Source organism: Methylobacterium iners, assembly GCF_022179305.1.
Classification (GTDB): Bacteria; Pseudomonadota; Alphaproteobacteria; order Rhizobiales; family Beijerinckiaceae; genus Methylobacterium; species Methylobacterium iners.
Genome location: NZ_BPQP01000074.1, coordinates 31,039 through 55,656 on the forward strand (window position 1 = coordinate 31,039; position 24,618 = coordinate 55,656).

The window sequence follows — 24,618 nt, forward strand, 5'->3', positions numbered from 1 at the left end:
GGGAAGGACGCATCTAGGACAGGATGCGGATGCCAGTCGGCGTCTCGACGACGGCCTCGTAGCGGAACCGTGGCCCCGCCCGGATTGTGATCGCGCCCGTCAGGCCGAGGTCGCCGTAGCGACGTTCGACCTCGGCGGGGTCCGGATGCTCCACCACCAAGGAGGCCAGCCGGGCTCCGAGATCGGGCATGGCGGGAGCGGGGCAGCCGCGCTCGCCCCAGTCGATGAGGCAAGGCGCAAGTCCGTCGAGGGGCAGCGCACCGTCGTCCCGCACGCCGAAGGACCAGACGCGGTCGCCCCGCGAGACGCGCCGGCTCCGTCCGAGGAGCGGGCACGTCCGGCCGAGGATCGCGTCGAGCTCCGGGGTCTGGGCCACCCAGGTCCGGAGCCGGCGTCCCGCATCCCAGTCGCGCCGCACCTGCGCTGCCTCGTCGAGGCCGAACCAGCGCGGATGGACCGGCTGCGCCGCCTCGGGATCGACGGCGATCACCTCCAGGAAGACGTCGCCGCCGAGGCGGAGCAGGTGGTTGTAGGTCCCCATCTCCGGATGGCGGCCGCCGAAGGGCATGTCGAGGCCGAGGCAGTCGCGGACGTGGTCCACGCCCTCGCGCAGGGTCGGGGCGATGACGGTGAGGTGGTCGAGATGGGGCATGGCAGCGTCCGTGGGGGTTTCAGCCGGACGGCGGTCTTACCTTCTATCTGCGGCCGATCACGTCCAAGCCGTTCCAAGCAAGCAAGAGCGCAAGGGCGACGGGGATCAGGGTATCAATCGCGTTCGCGTAGATGGACCTGCGAATAGTCTCGCCCGCCATGCCGCGCAAAGCATTCTCACGGATTTTGGGCGTTGCCTCATCCACGACCACAGCACGGAATGCCGCCAGGGTGCTTTCGGCTTCATGCCTTAAAGTGAGAGGGTCCGGCTGTCCAAGGGGCGGCAACCGGCTGACCCGCCTCGGAGGGTAGGTCAAAAGTCTCGACGAGGTGCGGAAACACCGCGGCTCCACCCCTCGGTCACGCGGCGCTCCATGGACCCGCACGTCAAAGCCGGTCGCGCGCGCCCCGCAGCAATCCCCGCAGGTTCTGGACGGTCGGGAAGTAGATATCGGAATCGACCGAATCCCAGAGCCGCATCAACCCGTCGTCGGGCACGTCGTCCTGAAGCGCACGATCGATGAATTCACGCAGACGAGCGCGTTCTTTGCCGATAAGATCGCTTAGAACGAAGTCGTACATCTCCTCCTCGGTCGGTGCGATCCAATCTATATCCTGTATGAACCGACGACCGAACTTATGAAACTCTGGCGAAGCCTGCATCTCAATCTCCGTCGTTTCGAGGATAGGCTGTGTGGACGCGATAGCCGTTCCTGCTCGCGGAATCACGCAAGATAAGGACTCCGACGCCATAGGTGTTGCGCATGTATGGGTCCAACCGTCCGGCCGTAAACTCAACGCTGATCTATGCCGGCCCAAGAAACGGAAAGCGCCGGGGTCTCGATGACCCCGGCGCTCACGCCTCACCACATTTCCGATGCGACCGGTTCGAACTCGACCGGCTGCCGGCTCACTGCGAGTAGTACATCGTGAACTCGACCGGGTGCGGGGTCATCTCGTAGCGCATCACTTCCGTCATCTTCAGCTCGATGAAGGAATCGATGAGGTCGTCCGAGAAGACGCCGCCGGTCTTGAGGAAGGCGCGGTCCTTGTCGAGGTTGGTCAGGGCCTCACGCAGGCTGCCGCAGACGGTCGGGATCTTGCGCAGCTCCCGCGGGGGCAGGTCGTAGAGGTCCTTGTCCATGGCCTGGCCAGGATCGATCTTGTTCAGGATGCCGTCCAGCCCGGCCATGAGCAGGGCGGAAAAGGCGAGGTAGGGGTTCGCCATCGGATCGGGGAAGCGGACCTCGACGCGCTTGGCCTTCGGGTTGTTGGTCCAGGGGATGCGGCAGGAGGCCGAGCGGTTGCGCGCCGAATAGGCGAGCAGCACGGGAGCCTCGTAGCCCGGCACCAGGCGCTTGTAGGAGTTCGTGGAGGGGTTGGTGAAGGCGTTGAGCGCCTTGGCGTGGCGGATGATGCCGCCGATGTACCAGAGGCATTCCTGGGAGAGGTCCGCGTACTTGTTGCCGGCGAACAAGGGCTTGCCGCCCTTCCAGATCGACTGGTGCACGTGCATGCCGGAGCCGTTGTCGCCGTAGACGGGCTTGGGCATGAAGGTCGCGGTCTTGCCGTAGCTCTGGGCCACGTTGTGGATGCAGTACTTGTAGACCTGCATGTGGTCGGCGAGCAGCGTCAGCGTGTCGAACTTCATGCCGAGCTCGTGCTGAGCGCTCGCCACCTCGTGGTGGTGCTTCTCGACCTTGACGCCCATGGACTGCATCGCGGCCAGCATCTCGCCGCGCATGTCCTGCGCCGAATCCTGCGGCGGAACGGGGAAGTAGCCGCCCTTGGTCTGGACGCGGTGGCCGAGATTGCCGCCCTCGTAATCGGTCATGCCGTTGATCGGCAGCTCGACCGAATCGAGCTTGAAGCCGGTCTCGTAGGGATCGGAGGCGAACTTGACGTCGTCGAACACGAAGAACTCGGCCTCGGGGCCGACATAGATCGTGTCGCCGATGCCGGACGCCTTGAGGAAGGCCTCGGCCTTCTTGGCGGTGCCGCGCGGGTCGCGGGAATAGGGCTCGCCGGTCGCAGGCTCGAGCACGTCGCAGACGATCGACATGGTCGAGGCCGAGTAGAACGGGTCCATGCAGGCCGTGGCCGGGTCGGGCATCAGCAGCATGTCGGACTCGTTGATCGCCTTCCAGCCGGCGATCGAGGAGCCGTCGAACATCGTGCCTTCCTGGAAGATCTCGTCGTCGACGAGGCTGACGTCGAAGGTGACGTGCTGCCACTTGCCCCTCGGGTCCGTGAACCGGAAGTCCACGTACTTGACGTCGTTGTCCTTGATCTCTTGCAGGACCTGCGAAGCGGTCTTAGCCATCCCGGAGCCTCTCCCTGGAGTCGCGGCGTTCAGCCGTGGTTGCGCCGCGGGTCGGCGAACGCCCGCAGTCGAAAGCGCGCCCTTATTGCAGGGAATCGCCCGTAGATGAAGCGGCGAAGCTGGGGCCCGGCGCGCCGGGCATGATGGCGAAACCGATGGGGGCCCGACAGGCCGCCCGGAGGTTTGGGATCATCTCCCGCGGCAAGCGGTTTTCCCCTCGTGCGCCCTCCTCCAGGCCGGCCGACGGGGCGGCCGAGGCGCTCACAGGCGCGCGATGCGATCACAGGAGAAAACCGACGATGGCAGACATCCGCTCACATGATCCGCTCGGACGGTCCGACGGCCGGTCTGGTTCGAGCTACAATGGCGGCTCGTCCGGCAGCGGTGCAGGCCTCGCAGACCAGGCGAAATCCGTGCTGCGGGACGCGACCGATCGGGCCTCGGAGACCTGGGACAACGCCTCGGATTACGGTGCCCGCACCTACCGCCAGGGCACGCGCGCGGTCGGCGAGGTGGACGCCACCACGATGACGGGCCTCGTCATCGCCGGAGCCATCGGCTTCGGCCTCGCCTGGCTCATCTTCGGCCAGCAATCCCGCTCGGGCAGCTATGTTGCAAGGGGAATGAGCGAGGGCAGCGAACGCCGCTACTAGGCGGAGCGCCGGCGGCGGGCCGAGCTCGATCGAGCCTGATCCGGCCTGCTGCCGGCAGGGGGTCGATCCCGGTCCGCCATGTCCTCGTTGCCACATTCGGTTGGGCCACCTGCCGCGAGGTGGCCGCCGCGAGACATCTCCGCTGCGTTCGGAACGTTCCGGCGCCTGCGCGCCGCGGCTCCGGCACTTGCAAGGCTTAAATCGCGTCCGTCCCCGTCTCACCCGTCCGGATGCGGATCGCTTCCTCGATCGTCGAGACGAAGATCTTGCCGTCGCCGATGCGGCCGGTCTGGGCCGATTTGCGGATCGCGTCGACCGCGCCCTCCACGAGGGCGTCCGCGAGCACGATCTCGAGCTTCACCTTGGGCAGGAAGTCGACCACGTATTCGGCGCCCCGGTAGAGCTCGGTATGGCCCTTCTGGCGGCCGAAGCCCTTCGCCTCGATCACGGTGATGCCCTGGAGGCCGACCTCCTGGAGGGCCTCCTTCACCTCGTCAAGCTTGAACGGCTTGATGATCGCTTCGATCTTCTTCATCCCGAATGGGCCTGACCTGATGTTGCATCCAAGCTATTTCCTAGCATCGCGAGTGCCTATCCGCCACGTTGTTTCGGAGCGGCCCGCGCGGAAACGGCCCAAGGCCTGTGCAGCCCCTGCAAATCGTTTCGGCAGGCGGCGGCGGGCAGGCCGGTTTCGAGGCAGGGCCTGAGCGGGCGGCAGGCAGACCGGCGAGAGAAGGAAGACGCCCATGCGGCTGCTCACGGTGGAGGCTATGCGCCGGGTCGACGCGACGGCGATCGCGGGCGGGACCGCCGGCCTCGACCTCATGCGGCGGGCCGGGCGGGCCGTGGCCGAGCGCGCCGAGGCGCTGGCCCCGCCCGATGCGCCGATCCTGATCCTGTGCGGGCCGGGCAACAACGGCGGCGACGGCTTCGTCGCGGCCCGGGTGCTGGCGGATGCAGGCCGCAAGGTGGAACTGCACCTGCTCGGCGAGGTCTCGGACTTGAAGGGCGACGCCGCCGGCGCCGCTGCGGAATGGACCGGCTCGGTCGTCCCGGCCTCGCCCGCGGATATCGGCCGGTTCGAGCTCGTCGTCGACGCGCTCTTCGGGGCTGGGCTCGCGCGGGACATCGAGGGCGCGGCCCGGGTGCTCCTCGAGGGGGTCGCGGCCTCCGGCGTCCCGGTGCTCGCGGTCGACGTGCCGAGCGGCGTCGACGGGGATACCGGCGCGATCCGCGGCTTCGCCCTCCAGGCCGTCGAGACCGTCACCTTCGTGGCCCTCAAGCCCGGGCACCTGCTCCAGCCTGGCCGGTCGCGCTGCGGGCACCTCCACGTCGCCAGGATCGGCACCGGGACGGCGGCGCTGGAGGCAGGCTACGCGGCGGCCGAGCCGCCCGTCTTCCGCAACGGGCCCGATCTGTGGGGGCCCGCCTTTCCGCGCCTCGATGCAGGAAGCCACAAATACACCCGCGGCCACGCCCTCGTCCTCTCAGGGCCCGCCTACCGCACCGGCGCCGCCCGGCTCGGCGCCCGCGCCGCGCTGCGGGTCGGAGCCGGGCTCGTCACCCTCGCCTCGCCGGCCTCGGCGCTGCCTGAGAACGCCGCCCAGCTCACCGCGATCATGCTGCGCCCCTGCGAAACCCCGGACGACCTCGACGACCTCCTCACCGACGAGCGCCTCAACGTCGTCCTCGCCGGGCCCGGCCTCGGGGTCTCGGCGGGAACCCGCGACCTCGTCGCGGTGGCGGCCGCCGCCGGACGCGGCCTCGTCCTCGACGCCGACGCGCTGACGAGCTTTCGGGGCCAGGCGCCTCTCCTCGCGAGCCACCTCGCGGAAGGGGACGCCAGCGCCGTGCTGACGCCCCACGAGGGCGAGTTCGCCCGGCTCTTCTCCGGCACCGAGGCGGTCGCAGCGGACGCAAGCAAGCTGGAGCGGGCGCGTCGGGCGGCTGCGCTCATCGGTGCGACCCTTGTCCTGAAAGGCGCCGACACCATCGTCGCGACCCCCGACGGCCGGGCCGCGATCAACGACCACAGCACGCCCTATCTCGGCACGGCCGGCTCCGGCGACGTGCTGGCCGGGCTGATCGCCGGGCTGCTGTCCCAGGGCATGCTGCCCTTCGAGGCCGCCTGCGCGGCGGTCTGGCTCCACGGCGACGCCGGGCTGCGCCACGGGCCGGGCCTCATCGCGGAGGATCTGCCGGAGCTGATGCCCACGGTCCTGCGGGATTTTCTAGGGAGCTAAGTGCCTTTGCTGGTCCTCTCGATCGCAGTTTCACGCGGAGCCGGCAGAACGAGCCCTTCCACCCGCAACGTTTGTCATTCCGGGGCGCCGCAGGGGAGCCCTGAATGGCATCCCTATCCGCAGTTGCCGACGATGGAGAAAGGCGTCGAGGAGAGAGGAATCCCTACCCCTCCACCCGCGCCGGCGTCCCGAGCCGCAGCAGCACGGCCACCGGGATCAGCCCGACGAGCACGATGAGCAGCGCCGCCACCGTCCCATCCTCGTAGGTCCCCCGCGCCGCCTCGCCGTAGAGATGCGTCGCCAGGGTCTCGACGTTGAGCGGGCGCAGGAGCAGCGTCGCCGGCAGCTCCTTCACACAATCCACGAAGACGAGGAGCGCTCCGCTGAGCAGCGCCGGCCAAGTCAGCGGCAGCTGCACCTGCCGCAGGGTCTCGCTGGGGCCGCGGCCCAGCATCCGCGCGGCGTCCGGCAGAGAGGCGGGCACCCGCGCCAACCCCGCCTCGCAGGTGCCGATGCTGACGGCGAGGAAGCGCACCAGATAGGCGATGACCAGCGCCCCGCCGGTCCCGAGGCCGATCAGCGCCGGGGCCGCGCCGAACAGGCTCTTGCTCGCGGCGGCGAGCGCCGAATCGGCGAAGGCCAGCGGCGAGAGCAGGCCGATGGCGAGGATGGTACCGGGCAGCGCGTAGCCGAGGCTCGCCACCCGGATCAGCACCTGGCCGAACCGCCGCGCGACGAGGCGCGGCCCCGCGGCGACGAGGAAGCCGATCGCCGCCGCGATCAGCGTCGCGATGCCCGCGTAGAGGACCGTGTTCACCACCTCCCGCCCCAGCGTGTCCGGCAGGCCCGAGCGGCCGATGCGCAGGGCGGCAGAATGCGCGAGATAGGCGGCCGGGATCAGGAAGCCGATGGCGATGGGCAGGAGCCCGAGGAGGAGCGCGGCGAGCGCTCCCCAGCCGCGGAGCCGCTGGCGGACCATGGCGCGCGGGCGCTGCGCCGTCGCGGCGTAGCCCTTCCGGCGCCGCGCCCAGCGCTCGGCCGCCACGAGCGCGATCACCACGACGAGCATCACCAGCGCGATCTGCGCGGCGCCGGGGAGGTCGGAGCGGTTCACCCAGGTCGCGTAGACCTGGACCGTGAGCGTGCGCACGCCGAGGAATTCGGCCGCGCCGATGTCGTTGAGCGCCTCCATCAGCGCGAGACTGGCGCCGAGCGCGATCGCCGGCCGGGCCATCGGCAGGGCGACGCGCCGGAACACCGCGGCCGGCGAGCCGCCGAGCGCGCGGGCCGCCTCGATCAGGTTGCCCGCCTGCATCAGGAAGAGCGCCCGGGTCGGCAGGTAGACGTAGGGGTAGAGCACGAAGCCGAGCAGCAGGATGCAGCCCGGCAGGGAGCGCAGCTCCGGCAGGGACAGGTCGCGCGGGCTCGTCAGGCCGAGGATGCCGCGCAGGGTCGTCTGGACCGGCCCGATCGGGTGGAGGACGTCGAGATAGGCGTAGGCGATGATGTAGGTCGGCACCGCCAGCGGCAGCAGCAGCCCCGCATCGAGCAGCCGACGCCCCGGGAAGTCGTAGGCCGAGACCAGCCAGGCCGCGCCCGTGCCGAGCACGATCACCATCAGCCCGACGCCGAGCAGCAGCAGGGCCGTGTCGGCGATCGCCTGCGGCAGGACATGGGCGGCGAGGTGCGGCCAGAGCTCGCCCGAGCCCTGCGCCGCCGAGAGGGCGAGGGAGGCGAGCGGGCTGAGCACCACGAGGGCGATGGCGGCCGCGCCCACCCCCCAGGCCGCAGCGCGCAGGCGGGGACCCGCGCGGCGGAAGCCAGCAGCCGGCCGCGCGGCCCCGTCGATCAGGTCCTCGATGCGCGGCGCATGCGCGGTGGCTGGCATCGCGGGTTCGATCAGTTGTCGAAGCCGACCTTGTCGACGAGCAGGCTCGCCGCCTTGCGGTTGCGGGCGATCTCGGCGAGCGACACGGTGTCGATCTTGAGGGTCCCGAGCTCGGCGAGGAGCGGGTCGATCGGGGCGCCGGCCTTCACGGGATACTCGAAATTGGCCTTGGCATAGAGGCCCTGGGCCTCGTCGGAGACGAGGTATTCGAGGAGCTTCACGGCCTCGTCGCGGTTCGGCGCGTTCTTGGCGACCACGGCGCCCGAGATGTTCACGTGCGTGCCGCCCTCCTGGAAGCTCGGCAGCACGACCTTGATCGCCTCACCCCACTTCACCTGCTCCGGGCCGCCCTTCCCCGAGCGCATCAGGCCGACATAGTAGGAATTGGCCAGCCCGATCTCGCAGATGTCGGCGAGGATGTCCTTGGCCACGTCGCGGTCGCCGCCGGCGGGCTTGCGGGCGAGGTTGGCCTTGACCGCGCGCAGCCAGGCCTCCGCCTTCTCGGGGCCGTGCTTGACGAGGTAGTGGGCGATCAGCGCCGTGTTGTAGGGGTGCTGGCCGGCGCGCAGGCAGATCTTGCCCTTCCAGGCCGGGTCGGCGAGGTCCTCGTAGGAGATCGCCTTGAGGTCGTTGAGGCCGCGGTCGGCGTAGAGCACGCGGGCCCGGGTCGAGAGCGCGAACCAGCGCCCGTCGGCGCCGCGCAGGGCGGCGGGCACGGCCGCCTCGAGCGCCGCCGAGCGCACCGGCTGGGCAAGGTCGCGGTCGACGAGCTCGATCAGGTTGCCGATGTCGACGGTCATCAGCACGTCGGCGGTGGCGCGCTCGCCCTCGGCGGCCACGCGCTCGGCCAGACCCTTTTCGACGAAGACGGTGTTGACCGTGACGCCGCTCTTGGCCTTGTAGGCGTCGAGCAGCGGCTTGATCAGGCCGGGCTCGCGGGTCGTGTAGAGGTTGACCTCGGCCGCTTGAGCATGTCCGAGCGCCGCGAGCGCGAAGACACCACAGGCACCGACCCTTGCAACCCAACCGAGCATGATGTGCGACCCTTCTCCAAAAGAGGGCCGTTGCAAAGCATCGGGCGCGGCAAAGAGCAAGCAGGATGTATTTGATTTAAAACAGTTAAAAACTGAGTTGAAATTCCCAGTCTAGTATTGATCTAAAGTAGGCGCTCCAGATCACGCCTCCTCCGCCCGGAAGATGAACCGGCCGTGGCCGTCGAGTTCGAGACCGACCCGGTCGCCCGGTGCGCGCATGTCGGAATGCGGGACGGCGACCTGCACCGGTTCGGGCAATCCCTCGGCCGCGACCTCGAAGAGGGCGCTCGCGCCGAGGAAGCGCCGGCTCAGGATGCGGCCGGCGAGGCCCCGCCCCGGGCTCGTCAGACGAATCGCCTCGGGGCGCAGGCAGGTCAGCACCGCCGCGCCGCGCGCGAAGCCGGGCGCCGGCACGGGTCCGAACGGCGTCGCGACGTGGCCGCCCTCGCAGCGGCCGGGCACCTCGATCAGCTCGCCGAAGAAGCGCGCCACGAAGCGCGAGGCGGGGCGCAGGTAGAGATCCTCGCCGCTGCCCACCTGGACCACCTGGCCCGCCCGCATCAGCGCGATGCGGTCGCACAGGCCCAGCGCCTCCTCCGGGTCGTGGGTGACGAGGAGCGTCGTCGTTCGCGTCGTCCGCAGCACGGAGAGAGTGTCGGCCCGGACCCGGTCGCGAGTGCGCCGATCGAGGTTCGAGAAGGGCTCGTCGAGGAGCAGGATGCGCGGCCCCGGCGCCAGGGCGCGGGCGAGCGCCACCCGCTGGCCCTCGCCGCCCGACAGCGTGCCCGGGTAGCTCTCGGCCCGGTGCGCCAGCCCGACCTGTTCGAGCCGCGCCTGCGCCACGCTCCGCGCCTCGGCACCCGGCCGGCGGTCGAGCCCGAAGCGCACGTTCTCGGCCACCGTGAGGTGCGGGAACAGGGCGTAGTCCTGGAACATCAGCCCGACCCCGCGCGCCTCGGGCGGCACGCTCCCCGCCGACCCGCAGATGAGGCGGCCGTCGAGGAGGATCTCCCCGGAATCCGGTCGCTCCAGCCCGGCGACGGCCCGCAGCAGCGTGCTCTTGCCGCAGCCGGAATCGCCGAGCAGCGCCACGGTCTCGCCGGCGCGGATCGACAGCGAGACGCTGTCGAGGGCCGCCACGTCGCCGAAACGGCGGCTGATCGCGCGGATCTCGAGCCGGGGCGGCGGCTCCCTGCGGGACTGGCCTTCCGCCGCGATCATGATGTCGCTCACGGGTCCGATGCTCCGTTCCGGCTCGAAAACCCGTCCTTTCGCACGAAGAACGGCGTTTCGGCGATGGTCCTGCCGCGGCTCTTGATCGGGCCCGAGACAGCGGGGGCAGGATCATCGATGGCTGCCCTTAATGACGCCCGCGCCCCGGCATGCAAGATATTCAGGCGCGCGACCCATCCGCGATGCCGCGGGAGCATGTCAGCCATGACGGGGCCGATCGGCGGAACGGCTCCCGGAGCGGCGGGACCGAGCGCCCTCCCTCCCTACCTCCTGCTCTACGCGGCCCTCTACGGCGCCTACGGCAGCATCTCGCCCTTCCTGCCCAACGTGCTGGCGGGGGGCGGATTGAGCGCGCAAGAGATCGGCGTCGCGCTCGCGGCCGCGACGACCGTCCGGCTCATCGCCGCGCCCCTCGCCGGGCGCTTCGCCGACCGAAGCGGGGCCACCCGCCCGCTGCTCGCGGGTGCCGCCGGGTTCGCGGGCGCCGCGGCCCTCCTGCATCTCGCCGGGCAAGGCTTCTGGCCGCTTCTCGCGATCGGGCTCGCCTACGCGGTCGCGACGGCGCCGCTCGGATCCTTCGCCGACACGCTGGCGCTCGCCGCCTCCGCGACGGGGCGGGGCTTCACCTATGGCTGGGTGCGGGGCGCAGGCTCGGCCGCCTTCATCCTGGCGACGAGCGTCGTCGGCTGGTTCGTGCGCGACCACGGCCTGTCCTTCGCGCTCATGGCGGCCGGTGCCCTGTTCGGGGCCGCCGCCCTCGTCGCCCTGACGGTTCCCGCCGGGACCCTCCGGTCGGGCGAGGATTCCCGCGAAGGGCTCTGGCAGGGCTTCCGGACGGTCTTCGCGATTTCCGGCTTCCCTCGCGTCGTCCTCGTCGGCGGGCTCGTGGTCGGCGCGCACGCGATGCACGACGCCTTCGCGATGATCCTCTGGGAGGGCGCCGGCATCACCCCGGACGTCGCCGGCCTGCTCTGGTCCGTCTCCGTCGCCGCCGAGGTCGTGGTCTTCTTCCTCGTCGGCCCCCTCCTCCTGCGCCGCCTCGGCCCGGCGGGGGCCATCGCGCTCGCCGCGGGGGCGGGCACCCTGCGCTGGGGCGTCATGGCCTCGACCGCCGCCCTGCCGGCGCTGATCGGAACGCAGCTCCTGCACGGGCTCACCTTCGCACTCCTGCACCTCGCCTGCCTGCGCCTGATCGCGCAGATCGTGCCCGCGCGCCTCGGGACGACGGCCCTTACGCTCTTCGGTGCCTTCGGCCAGGGCCTGGCTTCCGCCGTGCTGATGCTGGCCTCGGGCACGCTCTACGCCCGGTTCGGCGCGGGCGGGTTCTGGGTCATGGCCGCGATCAGCCTCCTTGCCGTGCCGATCGGCCTGTCGCTGCGGTCCGGCAAGGCCCGGCCGGTCGCTTAAGCGGGGCGGCATGCATATATTCCGCCCATGACCGACCCAGCGCCCGCACGATGCCTCGCACCGCCGAGATCCTGATCCCGCTCGCGCTCGAGAGCGCCTACAGCTACGCGGTGCCCGAGGGTCTGGAGCTCGCGGCCGGCGACGTGGTGCAGGTGCCTCTCGGGCCCCGCGAGATCGTCGGCGTCGTCTGGGAGGTCGGCGAGAGCGCGTCGGGCTCGAACCTGCGGCCGGTGACGGGCCGGGTCGAGGTGCCGCCATTGGCCCCGGGCCTGCGCGGCCTCGTCGACTGGCTCGCCCGCTACACCCTGGCACCGAAGGGCTCGGCGCTCGCCATGACCCTGCGCCTGCCCGACGAGGCCGCCGGCACAGAGACGATCCGCGTGGGGGTGCGGGCCGCGGGCAGGCCGCCGGCCCGGGCGACAGCGGCACGGACCAAGGTCCTCGCCGTCGCGGCGGACGGCGCCGTGCACGGCAAGAGCGCGCTCGCCAAGGCGGCCGGCGTCTCCTTGAGCGTCGTCGACGGGCTGATCGACGACGGCGCCCTCGAAACCGTTGCCCTTCAGCCCGAGCCCGTGGCGCTGCCCCCCGACCCCGACCACGCGCGGGTGCCGCTCTCCGAGGCGCAGGCGGAGGCGGCAGCGAAGCTGATCGCGTTCCTGAACCCTCCCCCCTCTGCGGGGGAGGGTGCCTGCGGAGCAGGCGGGAGAGGGGACCGCAACATCTCCGGAGAGGGCGGTGCTCCCCTCTCCCGACCCTCGCTGAGGCGAGGGCCACCCTCCCCCACCCAAGTCGGGCCTGCCCGACTTGGGCACCAAGATGCCGATCTCGGGCAAGCCCGAGATCGAGTGGGGGGAGGGTCGAGTGCGCCGGCCGCGATCCTGCTCGAAGGCGTCACCGGATCGGGCAAGACCGAGGTCTATTTCGAGGCCATCGCCGAATGCATCCGGCGCGGGCGCCAGGCCCTGATCCTGATGCCCGAGATCGCCCTGACGGCGCAGTTCCTCGACCGCTTCGCCGATCGCTTCGGGGTGCGGCCCGCCACCTGGCATTCCGGTATCGGCGGAAAGCGCCGCGAGCGGCTGCGGGCCGGCGTCGCGGCGGGCGAGGTCGCCGTGGTGGTGGGCGCGCGCTCGGCCCTGTTCCTGCCCTTCGCCGAGCTCGGCCTCATCGTCGTCGACGAGGAGCACGAGGCCGCCTACAAGCAGGAGGACGGCGTCCATTACCACGCCCGCGACATGGCCGTGGTCCGCGGCCGGATCGAGGGCTGCACCATCGTGCTCGCCTCGGCGACCCCCTCCATCGAGACGCGGGTCAATGCGATGCGCGGGCGCTACGCCCACATCGGCCTGCCCGAGCGCTTCGGCGGGCGCCGCCTGCCCGACATCGCGGCGATCGACATGCGCCTCGACAAGCCGGAGCGCGGGCGCTTCCTGGCGCCGCCCCTCGTCGCCGCGGTCCGGAGCAACCTCGCGGCCGGCGAGCAGGCGCTCCTCTTCCTGAACCGGCGCGGCTACGCGCCCCTGACCCTCTGCCGGGCCTGCGGCCATCGCTACCGCTGCCGCAACTGCTCGACCTGGCTCGTCGAGCACCGCTTCCGCCGAGCGCTGGTCTGCCACCAATGCGGCTATGCCGAGCGCCGGCCGGAATCCTGCAGCGAATGCGGCACCTTCGACAACCTCACGGCCTGCGGGCCGGGCGTGGAGCGCATCGCCGAGGAGGTGGCCGAGCTCTTCCCCGACAAGCGCGTCATCGTGCTGTCGAGCGACTTTCCCGGTGGCGCCGAGCGGCTGCGGAGCGAATTGCAGACCGTGGCGGAGGGCGGCTGCGACATCGTCATCGGCACGCAGCTGGTCGCCAAGGGCCACAACTTCCCGCACCTCACCCTCGTCGGCGTGCTCGACGCGGATGTCGGGCTGACCTCCGGCGATCCCCGCGCGGCGGAGCGCACCTTCCAGCTCCTGCAGCAGGTGACCGGCCGGGCGGGGCGCGGCGACAGGCCGGGGCGGGCCTTCGTCCAGACCTACCAGCCCGAGCACCCCGTGATCGCGGCGCTGCTGTCGGGCGATGCCGAGCGCTTCTACGCGGAGGAGATTGCGGCCCGCGAGGAGGCCGGCCTGCCGCCCTTCGGACGGCTCGCCGCGCTCATCGTCTCCGCCAACGAGCGGGAGGCGGCGGAGAAGCATGGGCAGGCGCTGGCGCGGGCCGCCGACCCGCCCGCGGGCGTGATGGTGCTCGGCCCCGCCGAGGCGCCGCTCGCGCTCATCCGCGGCCGCTACCGCTTCCGGCTGCTCGTCAAGACCGAGCGGTCGATCAACCTGCAGAGCTACCTGCGCGACTGGCTGGCGCAGGGGCCGAAGATCCGCGGGAACGTCCGGGTGTCGGTCGACGTCGACCCGCAGAGTTTTCTGTGAGGCGTGCTAGTCTCGCCCTCGTCCGAGGACGCACAAGGAGTGGACGCGGTGCTGAGCTACACGAAGAAGCCGGATTCCAACGTCGCGGAGATCGTGGTCGACGGGAAGATCACCGACGCGGAAATGGATGCCGCGATCACCGCCCTGAAGGCCGATCTCGACAAGGGCAAGCTGCGCCTGCTCGAGGACATCCGCGCCTTCGAGGGCATGGAACCGGCGGCCTTCTTCAAGGACCCGCGCCTCGGCCTGGCCATGATGAAGGGCATCAGCCACGTCGCCGTGGTGTCGGACGCACAGTGGCTGCGCCTCCTCGCCGAGACCGTCGGCCGGCTGTCGCCGGCGCAGATTAGGGTCTACGAGCGCGCACGGATCGAGGAGGCGCGCGCCTGGCTTGCCGCCGGGTAGCTCTGGTCAGTCGGCCTGCGCGGTCCGCATCGCCTGACGGCGGGCCGTCCAGCGCCCGGAGCAGAGAGGCGACACCTTCCAGGTGCCGCCGCCCGAGCTCGCCTGCAGCCGGCCGGAGACCGCGCCACTTGCGGCGCCGTTCGAGACCGAGAGGCCGACGGTGCCGTCGGGGCCGACCCGGCCGCTCATTGTGGCGCGGTCGGCCGAGGCGACGAGACGAACTTGGCCGTCGTTGACGGCGACGGAGTAGCGGTAGCGGCTGTCGCAGAGGCCGCTCTCGGTGACGAGCTCGACGGACCAGGTGCCGTTGTAGTCGCCACCCGCTCCGGCCGCGGCCGGCAGCGCCAGAGGAGAAACCAGACCGGCTCCGATCGCCAGCACCGCCAAGACCTTCGACATGCCCCATTCCGAATCAAGAGAACACTCGACCTCGTCCGCACCGCGAGAGCAGCGGGGGAAGCGTTCCGAAACATCGGGAGATCGAGAATGCGGTCAGCATAGCGCAAGAAGCGGCGAGAATATGACGCCGGCAAGCTGAGCCGTGCGAATGGCATGCGGCGTCGAGGTTTATAGCCAAGTTTGTTTCGACGAATACTTGCATGATCGTTGCCGCGCGACGCGGCGCGTGGCGGGCGCCCCGCTTCGTGGACTCACGCCCGGCCGCGCTCTATTCGCTTGACCCCGATGAACGCCCCCCTCCCCGTCACGGCCCGGACCGGGCGCGCCGCCTCATGCGCGCGCTGATCGACCTCGTCCGGATCCTGCGGCCGCGGGACCGTCGGCGGCTGGCGCTGATCGCACTGGGCCTGGCGCTCGCGGCCCTGTTCGAGGTCGTGGGCATCGCCTCGGTGGTGCCCTTCCTGACCCTCGTCGGCGACCCGGGCGCGGCCGCCCGGGTGCCCTACCTGGCCTCCATCCGCGCCGAACTCGGCCTGGTCGACGACCGCACCTTCCTGATGGCGACCGGATTCGCCGCGCTCCTCGCGATCCTGACCGTGAGCCTCGTCAATGCCGGGCTCACCTTTGCGACGCTGCTCTTCACGAACCTGACCGGCTACGGCCTCGCGAGGCGGCTGCTCGCCGCCTATGTCGGGCGCGAGCGGCTGTTCTTCGCCCGCGCCAACAGCGCCGAGCTCGCCAAGAACGTGCTCAGCGAGACGGATCGCCTCGTCGTCGGCGTGCTGACCCCGAGCACCGTCATCGCCTCCCGCTCGTTCTCGGCCCTGGCGATCGTCGGCTTCCTGTTCTTCTACGCGCCGCGCCTCGCGCTGATCCTCGGCGGCGGCTTCGGCTCCCTCTATGTCGGCCTGTACCTCGTCATGCGGGCGCGCCTCGCCCGGCTGGGCGCCCGCGCGGTCGCCAACAACGAGCGGCGCTTCCGGGTCGTGCAGGAGACCTTCGGCGCGCTGACCGAGCTGAAGCTCTACGGCCGCGCCGACGCCTTCGCCGAGCGCTTCGACGCCCCTGCCCGGGGCTATGCGAGGGCGACCGCGCTCAGCCTGCTGACGGGGCAGATCCCGCGCTTCGTCATGGAGGCGCTCGCCTTCGGCGGGGTCATCGCGGTGGTGCTGTTCGCGCTCTCGCAGGGGCTCGATACGGCCGGCCTGCTGCCGCTGCTCGGCCTGTTCGCCTTCGCCGGCTACCGCATGCTGCCGGCCTTCCAGAACATCTATCTCTCCCTGTCGCTGCTGCGCTTCTACCTGCCGGCCGTGCGGGTCGTGGTGGACGAGCTCGCAGGCGAGCGCCCCACCGTGGCGCGAAGCGCGGAGCGCCTGCCGTTTCGCGAGGCCATCCGAATGGAGGGCGTCGGGTTCGATTACGAGCCGGGCCGGCCGACGTTGCGCGACATCGAGCTCACGATTCCGGCGGGCTCGACCATCGGCCTCGTCGGCCGGACGGGCTCGGGCAAGACCACCCTCGTCGGGCTCCTGCTCGGCATCCTGACGCCGGACACGGGTACGATCCGCATCGACGGCACGGCGCTGGATGCGACGAACCTCGCGGCCTGGCAGAACCGCATCGGCTACGTGCCGCAGGACGTGTTCCTGATCGACGGCACCGTCGCCGAGAACATCGCGCTCGGCGTCGACCCTGCGAGGGTCGATCGCGGCGCCGTCGAGCGCGCCGCCCGGCTCGCGGGAGTGCACGAGGTGGTGGCCGCCCTGCCCGGCGGCTACGATGCGGGCGTCGGCGAGCGGGGCGCCCGGCTCAGCGGCGGGCAGCGCCAGCGGATCGGCATCGCCCGCGCCCTCTACCACGACCCCGACGTGATCGTGTTCGACGAGGCGACGAGCGCGCTCGACGGCGAGACCGAAGGCGTCGTCATGGAGGCGCTGTCCACCCTTGCGGGCGGCCGCACGATCATCTTGATCGCGCATCGCCTCACCAGCCTCGCCCGCGCCGACACCGTGCACGTCCTCGATGCCGGCCGCCTCGTCGCCTCGGGGCCGCTGGCCGCCGTGACCCCGTATCTCACCGGCGTCGCAGGCGGGAACCCGCCGCCTTGAAACGCCGCGCCGGGAGCGGTATCGGCGGGTCGCCCGACGGTGCGAGGACGACGCCATGACCGAGATCCGCCCCCGTCGCAGCGTGCTCTCCCTGCCCGGCTCGAACGCGCGGGCCCTGGAGAAGGCCCGCACGCTTCCCGCCGACGTCGTCATGATCGATCTGGAGGACGCGGTCGCGCCCGAGCGCAAGGCCGAGGCGCGGGGGGCCGTGGCCGACGCCGTGCGGGCGCAGAGTTTCGGCCCACGCGAGGTCGTCGTCCGCATCAATCCCCTCGACGGTCCCCACGGCGACGAGGACCTCGTCGCGCTCGCGGCCGCCGGTCCGGACGCGATCCTGGTGCCGAAGGTGACCGGACCCGACGGGCTCGTCACGGTCGGCTCGCGGCTGCGGCGGCTCGGTGCGCCGGAGCGGACGCGCCTCTGGGCGATGATCGAGAGCCCGATGGCGATCCTTCAGGTCGGGGACATCGCCAGCGCGGCGCGGGACGTCGACAGCCGCCTCGGCTGCCTCGTGCTCGGACCGAACGACCTGATCAAGGCCACGCGCGTCCGCCCGGGGGGACCGGGCCGGGCCGCCCTGATGCCCTGGCTGATGGCGACGATCGTCGCCGCCCGCGCCTACGAGATCGACGTCATCGACGGCATCTACAACGCCTTTCGCGATGCGGAAGGCTTCGCCGCGGAATGCGCGCACGGCCGCGAATGCGGCTTCGACGGCAAGATGCTGATCCACCCCGACCAGATCGCGACCGCGAACGCGGTGTTCGGCCCGAGCGAGGCGGAGGTCGCCGAGGCCCGGGCGATCCAGGCCGCCTACGCGGCGCCCGAGAATGCCGGCCGCGGCGCCATCGCCTTCGAGGGCCGGATGATCGAGCAGCTGCACGTCGAGGCCGCCGCCCGGACGCTCGCCATGGCCGAGGCCATCGCGGCGCGCGCGGCGTGAGCGGGGACGGTCCCCCTGCGATCGGGATCAGGCTTCTCGACCCGCGCCTGCGGGGATGGGGATTTCCGCGCTGGGGCTCGGCGGCCGCGGCCGGGCTCGACCTTCATGCCTGTCTCGATGCGCCCCTGACCCTGGCGCCGCAGGCGCCGCCGGTGCTGATCGCGGCCGGGTTCTGCGTGCGGATCGGCGATCCGGATTGGTGCGGGCTGATCTTCCCCCGGTCCGGCCTGGGCCACTGTGACGGCTTGGTCCTCGGCAACACCGTCGGGGTGATCGATGCGGATTACGAGGGACCGGTGATGATCTCGGCCTGGAACCGCAACCCGATCGCGGGGGACGCGCCGGCCGTCACGATCGAGCCCGGCGATCGCATCGCCCAGCTCGTCCTCACGCGGGTGACCCGTCCAGCCCTCACTGTGACCGAGGCGTTCGGGGAGGCCGAAGCTCCGCCCGAGGGCGGGAGCGGTCGCGGGCGGGGCGGCTTCGGGTCGACGGGAGTTCGTTAGGTCTCTCGATGTCTCCAGCGATCAGGCCGGATCAATCCAGGTAATCGCCGTACTTCTCGACATGCTGCGCGAGGCCGAGACCGTGCTCGCGGACGAGGCGCTCGCTGAGGTCCGCATTGCGATCCTCGAGCGCCTTGATGATCGCGACGTGCTCCTTGATCGAGTTTGCGGCGCGATCCCCCTGCCGGAGCGCCGTGTTCCGGATGCCCCTGACATGGATCAGGAGGTTGCTGGTCAGGTCCTCGATCACGTCCGACTGGCCGAGCGAGATGATCTTCTGGTGGAAGCGCATGTTGGCGTCCGAGTACTCGTCGAGGTGATCGGACGGACGGCCCTCGTAGAACTCGGGGAAGCGCTCGCGCAGGCACCGGAGCTGCTCGTCCGTCGCGCGCTCGCAGGCCAGCCGCGCCGCCATGCTCTCGAGGGCTGCCCAGGCCTCGATCATGCTCACGATCTCCCGCTTCGTCTTGCGGACGACGAAGACGCCGCGCCGCGCCTCGAACCGGATGAAACCCTCCTGCTCCAGCACGGTCAAAGCCTCCCGCACCGGTGTGCGGCTGACCCCGAGATTGAGCGAGAGCTTGCGTTCGTCGAGCCGGACTTCCTCGCGCTGTCCGTAGATATCCATGTTGGTGATCGCTTCCTTGAGCGCGTCATAGGCAAGCGCCCGCAAGCTCGAAGTCGCGGCAATAGGCTTTATCTCGAACATCTCGGACTTAACCATCGACACACCTGAAATTTTCGCGCGGGGTTCGCAGTCGAGCGGAGGTGATACGAGACATGACAAACTCGACCTTGAAATACAAGGAATGACATCGGGCGGAGTTGGGGATGCGCGGCAGCCCCAATGATGCTCCTCGTTCGACGGCGCCGATGCGATTCGCCTCCCGCATCGGCCGCAGGTTCCGGCGAGGTGTGGCCCGCGGCGGCGCAGGTCTCGCGGCTCCCGGAAGTTTGACATCTGGTATTTGGTATGCCAACAATTTCGTCACATTGACGGTTGGCTTTACCGTGGTGGCGCGGGATGATCGGCGGCGGCGTCGCAGCCAGATCTGACCGTTACCGTCGCACCATGACTGGTCCTGTGCTTGCAGGATCCGTTCGATCCGAGAATTTGCCCGCGCCGACATTACAGGGCGCGGAGGAGTTGTTGGTCGGGCCCGCTGGAACGGGCTTGATCGTTCGACAGACAACAAGACGCTGATCACCAAAAACAAGCGTCATGCCGTGGAGGAAAGCAAGATGGATAAAAGTGCGGTTTCCGAACAGGCGCTCGCGTCGTCCGACGTCACCACGAGCACGTCGCCGGACAATCCGGCCGTGACGACCCCCGCTCCGATCGCGGCCGACACGGCCGCCGAGCGCGAAATGACGGACGGGTTCCACCTCGTCATCGACGCGCTCAAGCTCAACGGCATCGAGACGATCTACGGCGTGCCCGGCATTCCGATCACCGATCTGGGCCGCCTTGCGCAGGCCGAGGGCATGCGGGTCATCTCGTTCCGTCACGAGCAGCATGCGGGCAATGCCGCGGCCATCGCCGGCTTCCTCACGAAGAAGCCCGGCATCTGCCTCACCGTTTCGGCGCCCGGCTTCCTCAACGGCCTGACCGCACTCGCCAACGCCACGACGAACTGCTTCCCGATGATCCTGATCTCGGGTTCCTCCGAGCGCGAGATCGTCGACCTGCAGCAGGGCGACTACGAGGAGATGGACCAGCTCGCCATCGCCAAGCCGCTCTGCAAGGCGGCCTTCCGCGTGCTCCACGCGGCCGATATCGGCATCGCCGTGGCCCGCGCCATCCGCGCCGCCGTGTCGGGCCGCCCGGGCGGCGTCTATCTCGACCTGCCCGCCAAGCTGTTCTCGCAGGTGATGGATGCCGAGGCCGGCGCCAAGTCCCTGGTGAAGGTGATCGACGCGGCGCCCGCGCAGATCCCGGCCCCCGAGGCCGTGGAGCGCGCCCTCGGCCTGCTCAAGAACGCCAAGCGCCCGCTGATCATCCTCGGCAAGGGCGCGGCCTACGCGCAGGCCGACGAGGCGATCCGGAATCTGGTCGAGAAGAGCGGCATTCCCTACCTGCCCATGAGCATGGCCAAGGGGCTCCTGCCCGACACCCACCCGCAATCGGCCGGCGCGGCGCGCTCGCTCGCGCTCAAGAAGGCCGACGTCGTGATGCTGGTGGGCGCCCGCCTCAACTGGCTGCTCTCGCACGGCAAGGGCAAGACCTGGGGCGAGCCTGGAACCCAGAAGTTCATCCAGATCGACATCGAGCCGCGGGAGATGGACAGCAACATCGAGATCGCTGCCCCGCTCGTCGGCGATATCGGCTCCTGCGTCTCCGCGCTCCTGAAGGGGATGGGCGAGAACCCCTCGCCCCCGCCGGCGGAATGGACCGGAGCCCTTCGGACGAAGAAGGAGGAAAACCTCGGAAAGATGGCCTCCAAGCTCCGCAAGAACTCGACGCCCATGGACTTCCACGGCGCGCTCGGGGCGCTCAGGACCATCATCAAGGAGCGGCCGGACGCGATCCTGGTCAACGAGGGCGCCAACACCCTCGACCTCGCCCGCGGCGTCATCGACATGTACCAGCCGCGCAAGCGTCTGGATGTCGGCACCTGGGGCATCATGGGCATCGGCATGGGCTTCGCCGTCGCGGCGGCCATCGAGACGGGCAAGCCCGTGCTCGCGGTCGAGGGCGACTCGGCCTTCGGCTTCTCCGGTATGGAGGTCGAGACGATCTGCCGGTACAACCTGCCGATCTGCATCGTTGTCTTCAACAACAACGGCATCTATCGCGGAACCGACACCGACCCGACGGGCCGCGATCCCGGCACGACCGTGTTCGTCAAGGACTCGCGCTACGACAAGATGATGGAGGCCTTCGGCGGCGTCGGCGTGCAAGCGACGACGCCCGACGAGCTCAGTCGCGCGGTCAACGAGGCCATGGATTCCGGCCGGCCGACGCTCATCAACGCGGTGATCGACCCGCAGGCCGGCACCGAGAGCGGCAACATCGGCAGCCTCAACCCGCAGAGCATGGTGAAGAAGAAGTAGGACTCAAGAACTGAGGCTGAGGCCTGCGAAGCGCAGACGCACCCCTCTCCCCGCGAACGGGAGAGGGGCTCTGCCGTCGACACTACCGAACGCGAGACCGTCCTATGAACAAGGCTCTCGAAGGCGTGAAGATCCTGGACTTCACGCATGTCCAGTCCGGGCCCACCTGCACGCAGCTTCTCGCCTGGTTCGGCGCCGACGTGATCAAGGTGGAGCGGCCGGGGGCGGGCGACGCGACGCGCCAGCAGCTGCAGGACCTGCCCGGCGTGGACAGCCTGTACTTCACCATGCTGAACCACAACAAGCGCTCGATCGCCCTCGACACCAAGAACCCGAAGGGCGTGGAAGTGCTCTGGCGTCTGGTGAGCGAGTGCGACGTCCTCGTCGAGAACTTTGCGCCCGGGGCGCTCGCCCGGATGGGGCTGACCTGGGAGAAGATCCACGCGGTGAACCCCCGCATGATCCTCGCCTCCGTGAAGGGCTTCGGACCGGGGCCCTACGAGGATTGCAAGGTCTACGAGAACGTCGCGCAATGCGTCGGCGGCGCGGCTTCGACCACGGGCTTCCGCACCGACATCCCGATGGTCAGCGGTGCCCAGATCGGCGATTCCGGCACGGGCCTCCACCTGGCGCTCGGCATCGTGACGGCGCTCTATCACCGGACCCATTCCGGTCTCGGGCAACGCGTCGACTGCGCCATGCAGGACGGGGTGCTGAACCTCTGCCGCGTGAAGCTGCGCGACCAGCAGCGCCTCGCGCACGGTCCCCTGAAGGAATACAGCCAGTACGGCGAGGGCTTCCCATTCGGCGACACGGTCCCGCGCGCGGGCAACGATTCCGGCGGCGGGCAGCCCGGCCGCATCCTGAAGTGCAAGGGCTGGGAGACGGACCCGAACGCCTACATCTACTTCATCACGCAGAACACGGCCTGGGAGAAGATCTGCGACGTGATTGGCGAGCCGACCTGGAAGACCCACGCGGATTACGCGACGCCGAAGGCCCGCCTGCCGCATCTGAACGAGATCTTCACGCGCATTGAGGCGTGGACGATGGCCAAGACCAAGTTCGAGGCCATGGAGATCCTGAACGGCTTCGACATCCCCTGCGGACCGATCCTCTCGATGAAGGAGATCGCGGAGGATGAGTCGCTGCGCCGCTCAGGCACGTTGGTGGAGGTCGATCATCCGACGCGAGGCCGGTATCTCACCGTCGGCAATCCGATCAAGCTCTCGGCGAGCCCCGCGGAGGTGACGCGCTCGCCGCTTCTCGGCGAGCACACGGAGGAGATTCTCCGGGACGTGCTCGGCTACAGCGAGAGCGAGCGCGTCAAGATCGCCGAGTCCGGCGCCCTCGGCGCCGTCCAGAGAATCGCCGCGGAGTAGTGCGGCGCGGTGCGGGTGCCGGCATGATACCCGCCCGTCCGTGATCGGACCGCAAGCCCTTCGGCGCAGCCGACGGAGACCTCAGGCAAGGCGCGCGTAGCGATCAGCCGAGAGACTCACGAAGGTGCCCTCGCGACCGGTACCCTCAGCGAGAGACTCCGCGACGGTGGTGGCAAGGAAGACCTGAATGGCGATGAGCGCGGGAACCGACGCGACCAGGCAGGCGATGAGGAAGATGGCGGATGCGAACATAGGAAGCTCCTCACGGCGTTGATGCAGCGCCGTTATGCCATGTTGCACCGCAATCTAGTATATCACATTCCAGCAGAGCGGCATGCCACAGACGCATGCCTCGGCGCCTTGCGGAGTCCACGTCCCACTCCACGCATTGCAGGTAGGCCTCCAATGTCTTTGCAGAAGTGAAGAGTTGAGAGCGGTCGCATCCGCGACGCGCCTCGTGCCGTCGCGGCGTCCTCGGATACGCGAATGGGGTGCGCGTGATGGTCGAGCGACCGCTCTCCAAGGGCGGACCGGCGACGATGTCGCTCGCCGAGCCGGGAATGCAACCCGTGCTCGGTTGAGCGAGGCAAGCGCCGAACGCCGGAAGGATCACCCCGGCAGCGCTTCCTCCCATCAGTTCGATCGTGGGACGGGCTTCTAAGCCGGCAGGCTATGCGACCTGGGATTCCTCGATCGGCTCCAGGCGGAGCCGGTAGCGATCGCCCCAGAGGACGCCGGCCTTCTCGTACCAGTCCGCATCGAAGTAGGCCTGGCTGAAGCGCTCGTCCTCCCAGATGCAGACGGCGATGATCGTCGCATCGAGCACCTTCACGTGACGGCTGACCAGGCCGCGCGTCACGCCCACGGACGGGCACATGTCGATGCTGGTCATCGAGTAGGTGTTCTCCCCGCTGAAGATCACGGGACATTCGAGAATTGCCAGAAATCTCATGGGACGCCGTCCTCCTGGCGCATTGCGGGCGGTCGACGAGGCGTTCGTCGGCAGATGGGCGGATTTTGTATGCAAGGGGCGCCCGCGTCAACGGCAGCGGTCTAGCTTAAAGTTCGAGGCAAATGAATTACAGATGCGCCGTACGTCCGCTGCAATATTGTCAAGCACTCGCATCAGGCTGCAATTTCCGCCGAAGACGAACTTGGCCGTACCACTGCGAGGTGCTGCCAGTGAGGCTGGTGGATCATTCTGAAGGGCGACCCGGAAAAGTGAGAAGGCTTGTCGCCGCCTCGCGAGCAGATGAATCCTACAGATATAATGCATGCAACAGGGCGCGCCGCCAAACTGCGCCGCTCGGCGCACCGGCCCGACTTCACTTTCCGCGTCTTTCCAACTGGACCTTGGTATTCAAAATACCTAATGTCAACGCGGCGGCTGGAAATATCGTGCCATGCCGACCAGAAGCCGGTGCGTGTTACAGGCCCTTTCCGGATTAACGGGAGATGGGCGGCTGGTGAGGTGTGTCCTTCGTTACGGCACGGATGCGCGAGTTATCCACGGTACAGATACAAAGAATGACCGGAGACATGTGACTGGGAAGCGACGGCGCGGGTAGTCGCCGTGCCGATTTCGCCTCGCTCAGCCAAAAATTCACACACGGGTATTTGTTGTCCACGAACTTTCCTTGCGCGCTCTGCTGCGGCGGCTCGCGAGGGGTGCGCTAACCCTCGACACAGCGTTCTTATGTTGCAGTGCAAGATGAAGTCCTCTGACTTTTACTCTTGACGTGCAAAGCCACACAGGAGAGGCTGGTATTCCAAATACCAGACGGGCATTCGAATCGGTGATCGCCGTTCGACACCCGCACGACGGCGCTTCTGATAGAGGAAGCCGACGACCTTCCCGTCGCGAGTTACGGGGTTAGCGAAAACAAAAAATTCTTGATTCGAGGAGAAACGTCCATGTCGAATGCCCAGGAAGGCATAACAACTCTGTCGTCCTATCCGCCCACACCAGCAACGGCAC

21 protein-coding genes are annotated in these 24,618 nt (G+C 69.3%); 10 read left to right on the top strand and 11 right to left on the bottom strand.

The window, feature by feature from the left end; translation table 11 throughout:
• Nucleotides 1-13 precede the first annotated feature (13 nt).
• The 3 genes from MFF55_RS21220 to glnA form a co-directional block, all read right to left on the bottom strand.
• Nucleotides 14-652, bottom strand: coding sequence for a VOC family protein (locus tag MFF55_RS21220; protein ID WP_238246103.1), 639 nt, complete (start codon nucleotides 650-652; stop codon nucleotides 14-16).
• 386 nt (nucleotides 653-1,038) lie between these two features.
• Nucleotides 1,039-1,314, bottom strand: a complete 276-nt coding sequence (locus tag MFF55_RS21225; RefSeq protein ID WP_238246104.1) for a hypothetical protein — start codon at nucleotides 1,312-1,314, stop codon at nucleotides 1,039-1,041.
• Nucleotides 1,315-1,561: 247 nt separating this feature from the next.
• Entirely contained in the window at nucleotides 1,562-2,974 is a 1,413-nt protein-coding gene (gene glnA, locus MFF55_RS21230) for a type I glutamate--ammonia ligase (protein ID WP_238246105.1), read from the bottom strand.
• A 299-nt stretch (nucleotides 2,975-3,273) separates the two neighbouring features.
• Here glnA and MFF55_RS21235 point away from each other — a divergent pair, with 299 nt between their 5' ends.
• On the top strand, nucleotides 3,274-3,627 hold the full coding sequence (locus MFF55_RS21235; protein WP_238246106.1) for a hypothetical protein: 354 nt from the start codon (nucleotides 3,274-3,276) through the stop codon (nucleotides 3,625-3,627).
• Nucleotides 3,628-3,823: 196 nt separating this feature from the next.
• Here MFF55_RS21235 and MFF55_RS21240 read toward each other — a convergent pair whose 3' ends face one another.
• On the bottom strand, nucleotides 3,824-4,162 hold the full coding sequence (locus MFF55_RS21240; protein ID WP_238246107.1) for a P-II family nitrogen regulator: 339 nt from the start codon (nucleotides 4,160-4,162) through the stop codon (nucleotides 3,824-3,826).
• 211 nt (nucleotides 4,163-4,373) lie between these two features.
• Here MFF55_RS21240 and MFF55_RS21245 point away from each other — a divergent pair, with 211 nt between their 5' ends.
• Nucleotides 4,374-5,870, top strand: coding sequence for an NAD(P)H-hydrate dehydratase (locus MFF55_RS21245; RefSeq protein WP_238246108.1), 1,497 nt, complete (start codon nucleotides 4,374-4,376; stop codon nucleotides 5,868-5,870).
• Between the two features lie 163 nt (nucleotides 5,871-6,033).
• Here the strand turns inward: MFF55_RS21245 and MFF55_RS21250 are convergent, their stop codons facing one another.
• The 3 genes from MFF55_RS21250 to MFF55_RS21260 all read right to left on the bottom strand — a co-directional run bounded on the left by MFF55_RS21250 (nucleotide 6,034) and on the right by MFF55_RS21260 (nucleotide 10,013).
• Complete coding sequence (locus MFF55_RS21250) at nucleotides 6,034-7,758, bottom strand: ABC transporter permease (protein ID WP_238246109.1); 1,725 nt, start codon at nucleotides 7,756-7,758, stop codon at nucleotides 6,034-6,036.
• Between the two features lie 11 nt (nucleotides 7,759-7,769).
• Nucleotides 7,770-8,792 (bottom strand): extracellular solute-binding protein, encoded by a 1,023-nt coding sequence (locus MFF55_RS21255; protein WP_238246110.1) that lies wholly within the window; start codon nucleotides 8,790-8,792, stop codon nucleotides 7,770-7,772.
• A gap of 141 nt (nucleotides 8,793-8,933) precedes the next feature.
• Nucleotides 8,934-10,013, bottom strand: a complete 1,080-nt coding sequence (locus MFF55_RS21260; RefSeq protein ID WP_238246122.1) for an ABC transporter ATP-binding protein — start codon at nucleotides 10,011-10,013, stop codon at nucleotides 8,934-8,936.
• Nucleotides 10,014-10,229: 216 nt separating this feature from the next.
• On the opposite strand from MFF55_RS21260, the gene MFF55_RS21265 reads away from it, so the two are divergent.
• Genes MFF55_RS21265 through MFF55_RS21275 form a run of 3 tightly spaced genes read left to right on the top strand, consistent with a single transcriptional unit; the run spans nucleotide 10,230 to nucleotide 14,248 of the window.
• Complete coding sequence (locus MFF55_RS21265) at nucleotides 10,230-11,432, top strand: MFS transporter (RefSeq protein ID WP_238246111.1); 1,203 nt, start codon at nucleotides 10,230-10,232, stop codon at nucleotides 11,430-11,432.
• Nucleotides 11,433-11,482: 50 nt separating this feature from the next.
• Nucleotides 11,483-13,843: a primosomal protein N' gene (locus MFF55_RS21270; RefSeq protein WP_238246112.1), complete on the top strand. Its 2,361-nt coding sequence runs from the start codon at nucleotides 11,483-11,485 to the stop codon at nucleotides 13,841-13,843.
• A 48-nt stretch (nucleotides 13,844-13,891) separates the two neighbouring features.
• Complete coding sequence (locus MFF55_RS21275; RefSeq protein ID WP_238246113.1) at nucleotides 13,892-14,248, top strand: SpoIIAA family protein; 357 nt, start codon at nucleotides 13,892-13,894, stop codon at nucleotides 14,246-14,248.
• A gap of 6 nt (nucleotides 14,249-14,254) precedes the next feature.
• Here MFF55_RS21275 and MFF55_RS21280 read toward each other — a convergent pair whose 3' ends face one another.
• Complete coding sequence (locus tag MFF55_RS21280) at nucleotides 14,255-14,647, bottom strand: hypothetical protein (RefSeq protein WP_238246114.1); 393 nt, start codon at nucleotides 14,645-14,647, stop codon at nucleotides 14,255-14,257.
• Between the two features lie 332 nt (nucleotides 14,648-14,979).
• On the opposite strand from MFF55_RS21280, the gene MFF55_RS21285 reads away from it, so the two are divergent.
• Genes MFF55_RS21285 through dut form a run of 3 tightly spaced genes read left to right on the top strand, consistent with a single transcriptional unit; the run spans nucleotide 14,980 to nucleotide 18,204 of the window.
• The gene (locus MFF55_RS21285; protein ID WP_238246123.1) at nucleotides 14,980-16,755 is read left to right on the top strand and encodes an ABC transporter ATP-binding protein; all 1,776 of its coding nucleotides are present in this window, start codon (nucleotides 14,980-14,982) and stop codon (nucleotides 16,753-16,755) included.
• 55 nt (nucleotides 16,756-16,810) lie between these two features.
• The gene (locus MFF55_RS21290; RefSeq protein WP_238246115.1) at nucleotides 16,811-17,698 is read left to right on the top strand and encodes an HpcH/HpaI aldolase/citrate lyase family protein; all 888 of its coding nucleotides are present in this window, start codon (nucleotides 16,811-16,813) and stop codon (nucleotides 17,696-17,698) included.
• Entirely contained in the window at nucleotides 17,695-18,204 is a 510-nt protein-coding gene (dut, locus tag MFF55_RS21295; RefSeq protein ID WP_238246116.1) for a dUTP diphosphatase, read from the top strand. The genes MFF55_RS21290 and dut overlap by 4 nt, the downstream gene beginning before the upstream one ends.
• Before the next feature lie 31 nt (nucleotides 18,205-18,235).
• Here the strand turns inward: dut and MFF55_RS21300 are convergent, their stop codons facing one another.
• Complete coding sequence (locus tag MFF55_RS21300) at nucleotides 18,236-18,913, bottom strand: GntR family transcriptional regulator (RefSeq protein WP_238246117.1); 678 nt, start codon at nucleotides 18,911-18,913, stop codon at nucleotides 18,236-18,238.
• Between the two features lie 533 nt (nucleotides 18,914-19,446).
• On the opposite strand from MFF55_RS21300, the gene oxc reads away from it, so the two are divergent.
• Together oxc and frc are read left to right on the top strand one after the other, a co-directional pair.
• Nucleotides 19,447-21,258, top strand: coding sequence for an oxalyl-CoA decarboxylase (oxc, locus tag MFF55_RS21305; RefSeq protein WP_283206779.1), 1,812 nt, complete (start codon nucleotides 19,447-19,449; stop codon nucleotides 21,256-21,258).
• A 104-nt stretch (nucleotides 21,259-21,362) separates the two neighbouring features.
• Complete coding sequence (frc, locus tag MFF55_RS21310) at nucleotides 21,363-22,640, top strand: formyl-CoA transferase (RefSeq protein WP_238246118.1); 1,278 nt, start codon at nucleotides 21,363-21,365, stop codon at nucleotides 22,638-22,640.
• Nucleotides 22,641-22,721: 81 nt separating this feature from the next.
• Here frc and MFF55_RS21315 read toward each other — a convergent pair whose 3' ends face one another.
• Nucleotides 22,722-22,892: a hypothetical protein gene (locus MFF55_RS21315; protein WP_238246119.1), complete on the bottom strand. Its 171-nt coding sequence runs from the start codon at nucleotides 22,890-22,892 to the stop codon at nucleotides 22,722-22,724.
• A gap of 418 nt (nucleotides 22,893-23,310) precedes the next feature.
• Nucleotides 23,311-23,592, bottom strand: coding sequence for a hypothetical protein (locus MFF55_RS21320; protein ID WP_238246120.1), 282 nt, complete (start codon nucleotides 23,590-23,592; stop codon nucleotides 23,311-23,313).
• Between the last annotated feature and the right edge of the window lie 1,026 nt (nucleotides 23,593-24,618).